Origin of the sequence: Micromonospora sp. M71_S20 (genome assembly GCF_003664255.1) — a bacterium.
In the GTDB taxonomy this organism is placed as follows: Bacteria; Actinomycetota; Actinomycetes; order Mycobacteriales; family Micromonosporaceae; genus Micromonospora.
This window is the reverse complement of the sequence record NZ_RCCV01000005.1, coordinates 152,418-166,299: the sequence shown is the minus strand read 5'-3', so window position 1 is coordinate 166,299 and position 13,882 is coordinate 152,418. Positions and strand designations below refer to the sequence as shown.

Annotated in this window: 10 protein-coding genes and 1 pseudogene; 2 read left to right on the top strand and 9 right to left on the bottom strand. The window is 74.4% G+C overall.

All coding sequences use genetic code 11. The annotated features are described in order from the left end of the window. Positions 1-133 precede the first annotated feature (133 nt). Positions 134-1,939: an alpha/beta hydrolase gene (locus tag DER29_RS33350; RefSeq protein WP_121401645.1), complete on the top strand. Its 1,806-nt coding sequence runs from the start codon at positions 134-136 to the stop codon at positions 1,937-1,939. Between the two features lie 50 nt (positions 1,940-1,989). Here the strand turns inward: DER29_RS33350 and DER29_RS33345 are convergent, their stop codons facing one another. From DER29_RS33345 to DER29_RS33305, 9 genes and pseudogenes are all read right to left on the bottom strand, one after another. Beyond that, positions 1,990-3,153 carry an acyl-CoA dehydrogenase family protein gene (locus tag DER29_RS33345; RefSeq protein ID WP_121401644.1) on the bottom strand — a complete coding sequence of 388 codons (1,164 nt, stop codon included), beginning with the start codon at positions 3,151-3,153 and terminating at the stop codon, positions 1,990-1,992. A 16-nt stretch (positions 3,154-3,169) separates the two neighbouring features. Beyond that, positions 3,170-5,236, bottom strand: coding sequence for a biotin carboxylase N-terminal domain-containing protein (locus DER29_RS33340; RefSeq protein WP_121401642.1), 2,067 nt, complete (start codon positions 5,234-5,236; stop codon positions 3,170-3,172). 42 nt (positions 5,237-5,278) lie between these two features. After that, complete coding sequence (locus DER29_RS33335) at positions 5,279-6,880, bottom strand: acyl-CoA carboxylase subunit beta (RefSeq protein ID WP_121401640.1); 1,602 nt, start codon at positions 6,878-6,880, stop codon at positions 5,279-5,281. Next, positions 6,877-8,016 (bottom strand): acyl-CoA dehydrogenase family protein, encoded by a 1,140-nt coding sequence (locus DER29_RS33330; RefSeq protein ID WP_121401639.1) that lies wholly within the window; start codon positions 8,014-8,016, stop codon positions 6,877-6,879. Before DER29_RS33330 ends, DER29_RS33335 begins: the two co-directional genes overlap by 4 nt. After that, entirely contained in the window at positions 8,013-9,779 is a 1,767-nt protein-coding gene (locus tag DER29_RS33325) for an acyclic terpene utilization AtuA family protein (RefSeq protein ID WP_121401637.1), read from the bottom strand. Before DER29_RS33325 ends, DER29_RS33330 begins: the two co-directional genes overlap by 4 nt. A gap of 86 nt (positions 9,780-9,865) precedes the next feature. Beyond that, positions 9,866-10,648 (bottom strand): annotated as a pseudogene (locus tag DER29_RS33320) (TIGR03084 family metal-binding protein); the annotation flags it as partial. Between the two features lie 50 nt (positions 10,649-10,698). Continuing rightward, positions 10,699-11,301 (bottom strand): TetR/AcrR family transcriptional regulator, encoded by a 603-nt coding sequence (locus DER29_RS33315; protein WP_121401634.1) that lies wholly within the window; start codon positions 11,299-11,301, stop codon positions 10,699-10,701. A gap of 173 nt (positions 11,302-11,474) precedes the next feature. Then, entirely contained in the window at positions 11,475-12,236 is a 762-nt protein-coding gene (locus tag DER29_RS33310) for a metallophosphoesterase (RefSeq protein WP_121401632.1), read from the bottom strand. A gap of 71 nt (positions 12,237-12,307) precedes the next feature. Further along, complete coding sequence (locus DER29_RS33305) at positions 12,308-12,985, bottom strand: Crp/Fnr family transcriptional regulator (protein WP_089003062.1); 678 nt, start codon at positions 12,983-12,985, stop codon at positions 12,308-12,310. 218 nt (positions 12,986-13,203) lie between these two features. On the opposite strand from DER29_RS33305, the gene DER29_RS33300 reads away from it, so the two are divergent. Beyond that, a complete protein-coding gene (locus DER29_RS33300; RefSeq protein ID WP_121401631.1) occupies positions 13,204-13,866 on the top strand; it encodes an adenosylcobinamide amidohydrolase in 663 nt (220 codons plus the stop codon). The last annotated feature ends 16 nt before the right edge of the window (positions 13,867-13,882 follow it).

Sequence of the window (13,882 nt, the reverse complement as noted above, 5' to 3'; positions counted from 1 at the left end):
TATTCGTTACATCGGCCGGCGGATTGTCGGATATGCAGCCGTTTGCCGGCCTGCAACCATGTCGCGCCATCCCTAGAGTGACGGAGGTCGAGCCACGGCCCGACCAATCTGTCGCCCACCGGAAGGCGTCCACATGCCACGACGAAACCGGTCCCTCGCCGCCGCGGGAATCGCCGGCGTCCTCCTCGCCGGCGCCGCGGTCGCACCCGCCGCCGCCGCACCGTCCCCCGCCGGCGGGGACCGTCCGGTCACCTCCGACCGGACCAGCCCGCAGGAGGCCCGCCGGGTCGACCGGGTGCCCACGCCCACACTGGACTGGTACGCCTGCTACGACTACGCCGAGTGCGCCACCGTCCGGCTGCCCCGCGACTACGACCAGCCGAACGGCCCCACGACCGAGGTCGCCGTGCTGCGGGTCAAGGCCCGCGACCAGCAGCGGAAGATCGGCAGCCTCTTCGTCAACCCGGGCGGCCCCGGCGGCTCCGGCACCGACGTCGCGCTCGCCGCGCCGTACTTCCTCGGTGACGAGGTGCTCGACCGCTTCGACATCGTCGGCGTCGACCCGCGCGGCGTCGCCGCCAGCCAGCAGGTCAGGTGCTTCCCCTCCGTCAAGGAGCAGACCCGGGCGTACGCCGGGCTGAACGTGGCGTTCCCGTGGACGAAGGCCGAGGAGAAGGCGTACGTGGCCTCCTCGAAGGCCGTCGGCAGGGGCTGCTCCACCACGGGCCGGCCGCTCAGCGGCGCGATGTCGACCGCCGAGGTCGCCCGGGACATGGACGTGCTGCGCCGCGCCGTGGGCGACCGGAAGCTCACCTTCCTCGGCTTCAGCTACGGCAGCGTCCTCGGCCAGTACTACGCCAACATGTTCCCGGACCGGGTCCGCGCCCTGGTGATCGACGGCGTGCTGAACCCGAACGAGTGGGTCGGCCAGGGCAGGGCGCGCAGCCTGTCCCAGGAGGACCGGATGCGCAGCGCGCAGGGCGCGTACAAGGCGCTGCGGGAGATCCTGGTGCGCTGCGACAGGGCCGGCGCCCAGGCGTGTGCGCTGGCCGAGGGCGACCCCGTCGCGTCGTTCGACCTGGTCGCGAAGCGGCTGCGGGCCAAGCCGGTGGTCATCGAGGACCCCGACCTCGGCCCGATCACCGTCACGTACGCCGACTTCGTCGCCGCCAACCTCAGCATGCTCTACGGCCCGACGGGCTACGCCGAGGTCGTCGACCTCACCGCCGCACTGCTGGTGCTCACCGACCCGGCGTCGTCGCCGGCCGCCCGCCGCCCGGCGACGGCCGACGTGACCCGCCAGGCCGCCAAGGCCCGCGAGCAGGCCCGACGGTACGACTTCCCGTACGAGAACGGGTTGGAGACCTTCCTCGGCGTGGACTGCACCGACGCGTACCACCCGAAGGACGCCGGCTCGTTCCCGGCGCTGGCCGCGAACGCCGACAAGCGCGACCCGTACTTCGGTCGAATGTGGACGTGGATCACCTCGCCGTGCGCCCGCAAGACCTGGACCGTGCGGGACGAAGACGCCTACACCGGGCCGTTCAACCGGCGGACCGCCGCGCCGGTGCTGGTGGTGGGCAACTACTGGGACCCGGCGACCAACTACCGGGGCGCGGTCAGCTCGGCCCGGCTGCTGCCGAACAGCCGCCTGCTCAGCAGCGACAGCTGGGGGCACACCGCGTACGGGACGTCGGCCTGCGTGACCGGCGCGGTCGACGCGTACCTGCTGCGCGGGGCGCTGCCGGCCAACGGCAAGGTCTGCGTGGGCGACGTCCAGCCGTTCGCCGAGCTGCCGGCCGAGCCGGGGGCGACCCGGCGGGCGGAGGCGTCGAAGGGCGCGCTGGCCGCCGAGGGCGCCCCTGGGCGGGGTGAGCCGAAGCGGCTCCCGCCGGTGGTCGCCCCGCTGCCGGCGGTCGGCACGCTGACCGTCCGCTGAGGACCCCGGGGTGCGGCGGGCGATCGGGCGCCCGCCGCATCCCGGCCCGCTCAGTAGGACTTGTCCTGGCCGAGGACGTGCTGGGCGACGAAGTTGAGGATCATCTCGCGGCTGACCGGGGCGATCCGGCCGGCGCGCACCGCGCCGAGCAGCGTGGCCACGCCGTACTCGGTGGTCATGCCCGCCCCGCCGAGCACCTGGACGGCGGTGTCGACGGCCAGCGCGGCGGCCTCCCCGGCGGCGTACTTGGCCATGTTGCCGGAGACCCCGGCCTCCAGGTCGCGGCCCGCGTCGTAGAGGGTGGCCGCCTTGTGGATCATCAGGCGGGCCAGCTCCACCTGCACGGCCGCGTGCGCGAGCGGGTGGGCCACGCCCTGGTGGGAGCCGATGGTCCGGCCGCCCCAGACCTTGCGGGTGGCGGTGTACTCGCTGGCCCGTTCGATGGCGTACCGGCCGGTGCCGGCGCCCATGGCGGCGACCGTGATCCGTTCCGGGTTGAGCCCGGCGAAGAGCGCTGGCAGGCCGGCGTCCAGCGACTCGCCGACCAGCGCGTCGGCGGGCAGCCGCACGTCGTCGAGGTAGAGCAGGAACTGGTTCTCCGGGGAGACGATCTCCATGTCCAGCTTGGACCGCGTCAGCCCGGACGCGTCGGTCGGCACCACGAACAGCGCCGGCTTCAGCTTGCCGGAGACCGCATCCTCGGTCCTTGCCACCACCAGCACGTACGACGCCTCGTCGACGCCGGAGATGTAGCACTTGCGGCCGGAGACCAGCCAGTCGTCGCCGTCGCGGCGGGCCACGGTGCCGAGTCGGTGGAAGTTGGAGCCGGCCTCCGGTTCGGTGATCGCGAAGACCACCTTCAGCGAGCCGTCGGCGAAGCCGGGCAGGTAGCGCTTGCGCTGTTCCTCGGTGCCGTGCCGGGCGATCACCGTGGCCGCGATGGCCGGGGAGACCACCAGCAGCAGCAGCGGGCAGCCGGCCGCCGCCAGCTCCTCGCAGACGATGGCCAGCTCCGTGATCCCGCCCCCGCCGCCGCCGTACTCGGTGGGGATGTTGACCCCGAGGTAGCCCAGCCGGCCGGCCTCGTCCCACAGCTCGGTGGTGTGCTCACCGGATCTCGCCTTGCTGACGAAGTAGTCGTGGCCGTACCGGCGGCCCAGGGCGCGCACGGCGTCGCGGAGCTGGTCCTGCTCGGGGGTGAGGTCGAAGTTCATCGCGGGGCCTCCAGGATCACTCGGGGTTGACCACGGCCAGCACGGCGCCCGTGTCGACCTGCCCGCCGGCCGCGACCGGAAGCTCGGCGACCACGCCGTCGGCCGGGGCGAGCACGGGATGTTCCAGCTTCATCGCTTCCAGGGTCAGCAGCAGGTCGCCGGCCGCCACCCGCTGCCCGACCTCGACGTGCACCCGGGTCACCGCGCCGGGCAGCGGCGCGACCAGCGACCCGGCCGCCAGCTCCGCGGTGGGCTCGGGGAAGCGCGGCAGCTCGGCCAGGCTCGCCGCCCCGTCCGGGCCGTCCACGAAGAGGTCCGAGGACACCCGGTGTACGCGGTACGCGCGCCGCACCCCGTCCACGTCGAGCACCACCCGGTCGGGGTACGCCCCGACCAGGGTCACGGCCGGCGGCGGCGCGTCTGCCGGGGCCGCCTCGTCCGGGGTCGGCCTGGCCGAAGCCGCTCCGTCCGGGGTCGGCCCGTCGGAGAGGGCGGCGGAACCGGCGTCCGGCGAGACCGACCACTCGGCGAGGCCGCCCGAGCGGTCCAGCCGGTAGCGGACCTCGATCTCGCCGCTCGGCCCCGCGTAGCGGGTGACCTGCGGGAAGGCGGGCACGTTGCGCCAGCCCGACGGGAGCCCGGCGAGCACCGGCGCATCGGCCCGACGGGCGGCGGCGGTGGCCAGCGCGGCGGCCAGGGCCACCAGGGGGAGCTGGCCGGCCGGCAGCAGCGGGGCGAAGACTTCCTCGTGCCGCTCCAGGAAGCCGGCGTCAATCTCCACGGCGCCGAACTCCGGGCTGCGCAGCACCCGGACCAGCAGGTCCCGGTTGGTGGTCACCCCATGCAGCTCGGCCCTGGCCAGCGCGCCGGCCAGGGACCGGGCCGCCTCGGCGCGGGTGGGCGCCCAGGCGATCACCTTGGCGAGCATCGAGTCGTAGTGGACGCTCACCACCGAGCCGTCCACGACGCCGGAGTCGAGTCGCAAGCCGGCCCGGGAGAGGTTCTCGAACTCACGCTCCACCCCGGGAATCGCGAACCGGTGCAGGACCCCCGCCGCGGGCCGGTACCCCTGCGCCGGATCCTCGGCGCACAACCGCACCTCGATCGCGTAGCCCCGCACCGCCACCCGGTCGTGGAGGTGTTCCGGCAGGGGCTCGCCCTCGGCCACCAGCAGTTGCAGTCGGACCAGGTCCAGGGCCCCGAGGGTGACCAACTCGGTGACCGGGTGCTCGACCTGGAGGCGGGTGTTCATCTCCAGGAAGTAGATCTCCCCGTCGGGCGCGAGCAGGAACTCGACCGTGCCCGCGCCGACGTAGTCGACCGCCCGGCCGGCAGCCGCCGCCGCCTCGTGCAGCCGCTCCCGCACCTCGGCGGGGAGGACTCCGGGCGCCTCCTCGACGATCTTCTGATGGCGGCGCTGGATCGAGCAGTCCCGCACCCCGAGGACGGCCACCGTCCCGTGGGTGTCGCCGAAGATCTGCACCTCGACGTGCCGGCCGCGCTCGACGTACCGCTCGACGAAGACCGTGCCGTCGCCGAACGCGCCGGCCGCCTCGCGACGCGCGGAGGCGACGGCCTCGGCCAGCGCGGCGGCGTCCCGGACGACGCGCATGCCGCGCCCACCGCCCCCGGCGGACGCCTTCACCAGCACCGGGAAGTCGGTGATCTCGTCGGCGTCGGTCCAGGTGGGCAGCATCGGCACGCCCGCCTCGGCGAGCAGTGCCTTCGCCGCCATCTTGTCGCCCATCGCGGCGATCGCCTTGGCCGGCGGGCCGACCCAGGTCAGCCCGGCGTCGGTCACGGCGGCGGCGAACTCGGCGTTCTCGGCGAGGAAGCCGTAGCCGGGGTGCACGGCGTCCGCTCCTGTCCTGCGGGCCGCGTCGAGGATCAGATCGATCCGCAGGTACGTCTCGGCGGGCGCGTTGCCGGGCAGCCGGACGGCGTGGTCGGCCTCGGCGACGAACGGCGCGTCGGCGTCGGCGTCGGAGTGCACGGCCACCGTCTCGACGCCCAGCGCGCGGCAGGTGGCGAAGACCCGACGGGCGATCTCGCCCCGGTTCGCCACGAGCAGTTTCCGGATCACTGGTCCCGCCTCTCGATCGCATTCATCGGGCGCATTGCCGCCTCACATCCGGAAGACGCCGAAGCCGTCGGCGCCCCTGACTGGTGCGTTGTGGATCGCCGACAGGCAGAGCCCGAGGACCGTACGGGTGTCGCGGGGGTCGATCACCCCGTCGTCGTAGAGCCGGCCGGAGAGGAAGAGCGCGCCGGACTGCGACTCGATCTGCTGCTCGACCATCATCCGCATCGCGGCGTCGGAGTCCTCGTCGTAGTCCCGGCCCCGGGCGGCGGCGGCCTGCCGGGCCACGATGGACAGCACGCCCGCGAGCTGCGCCGGCCCCATCACCGCCGACTTGGCGTTCGGCCAGGTGAACAGGAACCTCGGCTCGTACGCCCGCCCGCACATGCCGTAGTTGCCGGCGCCGTAGGAGGCGCCGAGGTTGACCGTCAGGTGCGGCACGGTCGAGTTCGACACCGCGTTGATCATCAGGGCGCCGTGCTTGATGATGCCGCGCTGCTCGTACTCGGTGCCGACCATGTAGCCGGTGGTGTTCTGGAGGAAGACCAGCGGGGTGTCGGCGGCGTTCGCGAGCTGGATGAACTGGGTCGCCTTCTGCGCCTCCTCGCTGAACAGCACGCCCCGCGCGTTGGCCAGCACCCCGACGGGATAGCCGTGCAGCTCGCCCCAGCCGGCGACTAGGGCGGTGCCGTAGGCCGGCTTGAACTCGTCGAACTCGCTGCCGTCGAGCACCCGGGCCAGCACCTCGCGCGGGTCGAACGGCACCTTCAGGTCGGCGCTGGCGATGCCGAGCAGCTCCTCCGGGTCGTACCTCGGCGGCTGCGGGGACGGGTCGCGCGGCGGCGGGCCCTGCTTGCGCCAGTTCAGCCGGCGTACGCACTGCCGGGCCAACCGGATGCCGTCGCGCTCGTCGGCGGCCAGGAAGTCCGCGAGCCCGGACGTCGTGGCGTGCATGGCCGCCCCGCCGAGGGACTCGTCGTCGGTGACCTCGCCGGTGGCCATCTTCACCAGCGGCGGCCCGGCCAGGTAGACCTGCGACCGGTCCCGGATCATGATCACGTGGTCGGACATCCCCGGCACGTACGCGCCCCCGGCGGTGGCGTTGCCGAAGACCACGCTGACCGTGGGGATCTTCGCGGCCGAGAGCCGGGTCAGGTCGCGGAACACCCGTCCGCCCGGGATGAAGATCTCCGCCTGGGTGGGCAGGTCCGCGCCGGCCGACTCGACCAGGTTCACCATCGGCAGCCGGTTGGCCAGGGCGATCTCGCCCGCCCGACGGGTCTTGGCAAGCGACCACGGGTTCACCGCGCCGCCGCGTACCGTCGGGTCGTTCGCGACGACCAGGCACTCGACGCCCTCGACGACGCCGATGCCGGTCACCACGCTGGCGCCGACGGGAAAGTCGGTGCCGTACGCCGCCACCGGGGACAGCTCCAGGAACGGGCTGTCCGGGTCGAGCAGCAGCTCGATCCGCTCCCGGGGGAGCAGCTTGCCGCGCCCGTGGTGCCGGGCCACGTACTTCTCACCGCCACCGGCGCGGGCCTGGTCGAGGGCGGCGTCCAGCTCGGCGAGGCGCTCCAGCAGGGCCTCCCGGTTGGCGTGGTAACCCGGCGAGGACGGGTCGATCGCGCTGCGCAAGGTGGTCATAGGCCCATGCCCTTCGCGATGATCTCGTTCATGATCTCGGTGGTGCCGCCGCCGATGCCGAGGATCCGGGCGTCGCGGTAGTGCCGCTCGACCTCGGCGTCGCGCAGGTAGCCGTAGCCGCCGTGCAGTTGGAGCGCCTGGTCGACCACCTCGGCGCAGGCGGCCACCGCGACGTTCTTCGCCATCGCCACCTCGGTCACCACCGGCTCGCCCGCCGCGACCCGCGCCGCCACCTGGTGCACGTACGCGCGGGCGGCCTCGGCGCGGGTGTGCATCTCGGCCAGCCGGTGCCGGACGAGCTGCCGGCTCGCCAGGGGACGGCCGAACGTGGACCGGTCCCGGCACCAGCGCACCGCCAGCTCCACGGAACGCTGCGCGATGGCGTACGCCTGGGTGGCCAGCGAGAGCCGCTCCGCGGCGAAGTTCTGCATGATCGCCAGGAAGGCCGTGTCCTCCTCGCCGACCCGGTTGGACACCGGCACCCGTACGTCGGCGAAGGACAGCTCGGCGGTGTCCGAGCAGTGCCAGCCGAGCTTCTCCAGCCGGCGCCCGACCGTGAAGCCCGGCGTGCCCTTGTCGATCACCAGCAGGGTCAGGGCGCCGGTGCCCGGCGGCAGGGTGCAGACGGCGGTGGTCACGAAGTCGGCCCGGACGCCGCTGGTGATGTAGGTCTTCGACCCGTTGACCACGTAGTGGTCGCCGTCGCGCCGCGCGTGGGTGCGGATGCTCGCCACGTCCGAGCCGCCGTCCGGTTCCGTGATCGCCAGCGCGCCGATCATGGTGCCGGCCAGCGTCGGCCGGACGTACCGGTCGATCAGCTCCGCGTCGCCGGAGGCGACGATGTGCGGCAGGGCGATGCCGTGGGTGAACAGCGCCGCCACCAGCCCGGACGAGCCGCCGGAGCGGATGATCTCCTCGGTGACGATGATCGAGTCGAGCAGGTCCCCGCCGCTGCCGCCGACGGCCTCCGGGAAGCCGATGCCGAGCAGGCCGAGCTTGGCGGCGGTGGCGTGCAGTTCCCGGGGGATCTCGCCGGCCCGCTCCCAGTCGGCCAGGTGCGGCAGCACCTCCCGGGTGACGAAGGCCCGGGTCAGCTCCCGCAGTTGCCGGCGCTCCGGCGTGTCCACGATGGTCATCGGCCTTCCCCGGGCATCGCGCCGCCGGCCGCGGAGTCCGGGCCGCCAGGCGGGGAGTCCGGGCCGGGCGTGAGTTCCGCCGGCAGGTCGACGAGCCGGGAGCGGAGCAGTTCGCCGAGCGCCTTGGCTTGCGGATCGAAGCGGGTGGAGGCCGCCACCCCCTGCCCGAGCAGGCCCCGGACGACGAAGTTGACCGCCCGCAGGTTCGGCAGCTCGTACCGCTGAACGGTCAGCGGCGCGGTCTCCGGCAGCAGCTCGCGCAGCCGCGCGGTGGTCAGCCAGCCGCGCAGCCACGACCAGGTCGCGTCCGTGCGGGCCCAGACGCCCAGGTTGGCGTCGCCGCCCTTGTCGCCGGAGCGGGCCCCGACCAGCTCGCCGAGCGGCGCGCGCCGGGTGGGCCGGTCGGCCGGCGGGTCAGCCGCCGGGGTCGTCCCGTCGGTCGGGTCGACGGCGGGCGCCGGCCCGTCGGGCGGGCCGGCGGTGTGCGCCGGCGGCGGAATCGGCACCCGCTCCCCGGAGGGGAGCACCGCGACGTGCGGCACCGCGTCCTGTGGCACGGCGTCGGCGGTGAACACCCCGTAGGGCGTCGCGTCGCCGGGCAGCGTGGTCAGCGTGCAGCCGGGATAGGAGGCCAGGGCCAGCTCCACCGCGGCGGCCGAGAAGGCCCGCCCGGCCCGCGCCTTGTCGCCGTCCCGCAGGTGTACGTGCAGCAGCGAGCTCGCCGCCTCGGTGTCGACCGCGTCCGCGTGGTCGGTGCGGGCCAGGACGAACTCCAGCCCCTCCGTGCCGACCGCCGCCTCGACCTGACCGCGGACCAGGGCCGCCTTGGCGGGGATGTCGAGCCCGCACAGGACGAAGGTCATCGAGTTGCGGAAACCGCCGAGGTTGTTCACGCCCACCTTGAGGGTGCCCGGCGGAGGCGTGCCCCGGACGCCGCTCACCCGCACCCGGTCCGGCCCGTCGGCGCCCAGCTCCACCGTGTCCAGCCGGGTCACCACGTCCGGCCCGAGGTAGGCCGGGCCGCCGACCTCGTAGAGCAGCTGGGCGGTGACCGTCTCCACGGTGACCGCGCCGCCGGTGCCCGGGTGCTTGGTGATGACACACGAGCCGTCGGGGTGCAGCTCGGCGACCGGGAAGCCGGGACGCCGCCCGCCGTCGGGCAGCTCCGTGAAGAAGCTGAAGTTGCCCCCGGTCACCTGCGCCCCGCACTCGACCAGGTGACCGGCGACGGTCGCCCCGGCCAGCGCGTCCAGGTCGTCGCGGCCCCAGCCGAACCGGGCGATCGCCGGCCCGACCACCAGGGACGCGTCGGTCACCCGGCCGGTGACCACCACGTCCGCCCCGCCGTCCAGGCAGGCGGCGATGCCGTACGCCCCGAGGTAGGCGTTCGCCGTGAGCGCGTCCGGGCGGGCGAGGGCGTCGCCCTCGACGTACCCGACCCGGACGGTCAGGCCGAGCCGGTCGGCGAGGGACCCGATGGCGGCGGCCAGGCCGGCCGGGTTCAGCCCGCCGGCGTTGGTCACGAGCCGTACGCCCCGGTCCAGTGCGGTGCCGAGGCAGCCCTCCAGCTGGCGGAGGAAGGTCTTCGCGTAGCCGAGGGAGGGGTCGCGCAGCCGGTCCCGGCCGAGGATCAGCATGGTCAGCTCGGCGAGGTAGTCGCCGGTCAGCACGTCCAGCTCGCCGCCGTCGAGCATCTCCCGCCACGCCGTGAACCGGTCACCGTAGAAGCCGGAGGCGTTGCCCACACGCAGCACGTCGCTCACGCCGACACCCCGCCCGCCACGCCGGCCGTGTCGGCCGCCTCGGCCGGGCCGGCCGTGGGGGCCGTGCCGGTTGCGATGGCCGTGCCGGTCGCGGTGGCCGTCGGCGGGCGGCCGGGACCCGGTGGGCCGGCGAAGGCCTGCGCGACGTCCAGCCACGCGTCGGCGACCGGGCCCGCTGCCGCCAGCGCCAGGTCCGCGCGGTGCCTCCGCTGGGTGACCAGCAGGCAGAAGTCGAGCGCGGGGCCGGTGACCCGGTCGGCGGCGTCGGCCGGGCCGTACGTCCAGGTGTCGCCGTCCGGCGCCGCCAGTTCGACCCGCACCGGCGCCGTCGGCACCGGCCGGCCGTGGGCGGCGAAGCTGTGGCCGAGGGTACGGAAGCCGAGGTGCGCGACGTGCCGCAGTCGGGCCGTGCCGGGGCGGATCACGCCGAGCGCGTCGGCCACGTCCGTACCGTGCGCCCAGGTCTCCATGATCCGCGCGGTGGCCATCGAGGCGGCCGACATCCGGGTGCCGAACCAGGGCAGCTTTCCGCCCGCCGGCACTCGCGACAACGCGTCGGCGAGCGCCGCCCGGCCGGCACGCCAGCGGGGGAGCAGCTCGCTCGGTGGGGCGAGGAACTCCTCCGCGCCGGCGTCGACGAGCCGGGCCGGGTCGGGGGCGGCGAGCGCGGCGGCGAGGAACGCCTCGGCGTCGGTGGCGGCGAGCAGCGCGACGTGGTCGGTCCAGGCGAGGTGGGCGATCTGGTGCCCGACGCTCCAGCCCGGCGACGGCGTGGCGCGCCCCCAGTCGGCCGGCGGGCCGGTCACCAGGTCGTCGAGCTGCTGGGACTCGTCGGCCAGATCCGCGAGCAGGTCCTTGAGGTCGACCATGGTGCCTCCGGAGGGCTGGGCGGCCAGGGTGGGCCGGTCAGGGCGGGCGGTCAGGGGGTGAGCAGGGTGGCGAGCTGTCGCTTCCAGGTGTGCAGCAGGGCGGCGCGGCGGGACGAGTCGTCGTTGAGCAGGTTGGCCACGCCGAGCCCGCGGAGCAGGTCGAGGGTCGCCTGCACCGCCTCGCGTACGCCCGGACGGCGTTCGTCCACGTCGAGCAGCGCGACGGTGAGCCGGTGCATCTCGCGGCCGACCCGGGCCTCCAGCGGCACCAGGGCCTCGCGCAGCTCCCGGTCGGTGCGCGCGGCGACCCAGAGTTCGAGGGCGGCGACGAAGAGCGGGCCGGTGAAGGCCGCGCCGAGCAGGTCGATCACCCGGTCGAGCCGCTGCGGGCCGGGCGGCAGCGCCTCGGCCTCGGTGCGCAGCTCCTCCGCCCGCCGCTCCGCGAGGTGGGCGACGGCGGCCGTGACCAGCGCGGCCTTGGTGGGGTAGTGGTGCAGCTGGGCGCCGCGCGAGACGCCGGCCCGGGCCGCTACGACGGTGGTGGTGGTGCCGGACCAGCCGTGCTCGACCAGGCACTCGACTGTCGCCTCCAGCAGCCGCGCCTGGGTGGCGCGGCTGCGTTCCTGCTGAGGGATGCGGGTCGATGCGGGCACGGGGACAGCCTGCCGTCACCGAAACAAACAGTCAAGACTGACTTTTTCTGGCCGCATCGGACCGTCGCGTGCCGGTCGAGGTTGGTGGCCAGGCTCGATAGGGGAAACCGGCCGGTCCTATGGACGGGGCAGCTCGACAGGGCACGACGGGTGTCGTCCCACCCGGGCGGCAGTCATCCGCCGGTCACTGCTCGGCGGCCGTCGCGCGGGGCGAACACCGCGAGGGCGGTGGCGTCGCTGTGTCGGGAGCGCAGGTACTCGTCCGCCCACTCGGCGGCGTCGGGGAAGCCCGACTCGGCCGTCACTCGGGCGCATGCGGCGTCCACGTCGAAGGAGGTACGCCGCAGGTGCACCCCCGGCCCCAGGAGTGCCCAGTAGGCGCCGGGACCGCCGTAGGGCATCCCGACGCTGCCCGGGTTGACGATCAGCCGTCGGTCGGCCAGCCGGGTGAACGGCATGTGGGTGTGCCCGCAGACCACCGTCGAAACCTCGGCCGGGACGTCGGCGAGCACCTCCGCCCAGCGTTCCATCCGGGAGTCGACGAGCACGACCTCCTCGTCGTCGCGGGGAGTGGCGTGGCAGAACAGCACCGGACCGAGGCCGCCGACCTCCAGGGTGACCGTCAGCGGCAGCGCCGCCAACCGGGCCACCTGGTCGTCGCGGAGCTGCTCCGCCGCCCAGTTGGAGACGTCGATCGGGGACGGGCGGCCGGCGCGTGCCTGCACCAGCTCGCGGTCCGCGTTGCCCCGTACCCAGCAGGCCCGGTCGCCGAGGCCGGCGAGCACGTCCAGCACCTCGACCGGCTGCGGTCCGGCCGCGATGTCGCCGGTGAGCACGATCAGGTCGGCGGCGGCGACATCCGGCTCGGCCAGCACGGCCTCCAGCGCCGGCAGCGCACCGTGGATGTCGGAGAGAACGGCCACCCGGTCCAGCATCGCTTCACCGTGCCCGCCCGGCGGGCACGGTGTCCAGCGATTCTGCCCCAGGCAGATCCGGGTCGTACGCGTCAGACGCGGGCGCGGCGGGCCAGGCGCTCCGGGTCGAGGATGATGATGCTCTTGCCGTCCAGGCGCAGCCACCCGCGCGAGGCGAAGTCGGCCAGCGCCTTGTTGACGGTCTCCCGGGAGGCGCCGACGAGCTGGGCGATCTCCTCCTGGGTGAGGTCGTGGGTCACCCGCAGCACGCCGCCGTCGCGGGTGCCGAAGCGGCCGGCCATCTGGAGCAGGTTCTTGGCGACGCGGCCGGGCACGTCGGTGAAGATCAGGTCGGCCAGGGAGTCGTTCGTGCGCCGGAGCCGGCGGGCGAGCACCCGCAGCAGCTGCTCCGCGATCTCCGGGCGGTTGTTCAGCCACGGGCGCAGGGCCTGCTTGCGCAGCCGCACCAGCCGGGTGTCGGTGACCGCCGTGGCCGTCGCCGTACGCGGGCCGGGGTCGAAGAGCGACAGCTCGCCCACCATGTCCGACGGGCCCATCACCGCGATCAGGTTCTGCCGGCCGTCGGCAGCGCGCCGACCCACCTTGATCTTGCCGGACAGCAGGATGTAGAGACTGTCGCCGGGTTCGCCCTCGTTGAAGACGATCTCGCCCTTACGGACCTCGAGCGTCTCCATCTCCTTGGCGAGCGCCTCGGCAGCCTCCGGGTCGACGCCCTGGAAGATCCCGCTGCGAGCCAGTACCTCGTCCATCGCGCACCTCCGCCTGCGCGTGCCGTCCGTCGGCCGGGTCCGCCGTCCGCTGATCCCTCGCGCGTCGCCAGTCTAGGCGCACGTGAGCAGCAATCAGAGGTGCACCCCTGGAATCTTGATCGTTGGGCGTAACCTGCCGGCCCTGATCAAGCAGTAGGATCGCGCGCCCGCCCGGGCGCCGGGGCGGCCCCCGACGTCCGGGTCGTAGGGTCACCCACGTGCTGAGTGAACCCGTGCTGACCGCCCGACAGGAAGACGGTCGGGACGTACCGCTGCTGGTCTGGCGCGCCGACCGCCCGCTGCGCGCGGTCAGCTCCGCGCCGCTGGGCGGCGGGATCGGCGTCCGGCACTGGGTCGTCAACGCGACCGTGCCCATGTCGTACGACCGGGACGACCCCGCCGACCACCTGGCCGAACTGGCCGACCGGCTCGACCTCCACGGGCCCGGGGTGGGCCTGCTGACCGGGGTGGACGTCGCCGAGGTGGTCGCCCGGACGGACACCGGCGTGCGGGCCTGGGCGACGGTCGGCCTGGGCACCCCGGTCCGGGCGGCGGAGCCCGCCCCGGCGGCGCTGACCCAGCGGGTCGGCACCGTCAACATCGTGGTGTACGTCCCGGCCCGGCTCGGCGACGCCGCCCTGGTCAACGCGGTCGCCACGGCCACCGAGGCGAAGGCGCAGGCGATCGCGGAGCTGGGCGTGCCGGGCACCGGCACCCCGACGGACGCGGTCACCGTGCTCTGCCCGGTCGACGGCCCCGAGTCGGCGTACGGCGGACCGCGCTCCACCTGGGGCGCCCCGCTGGCCCGGGCCGTGCACGCCGCCGTGGCGGCGGGCGGGGCGGGCACCGTCGTGCCGTGGTCGGACCGACCGGCGGGCTGAGACTCCGTCCGATCGG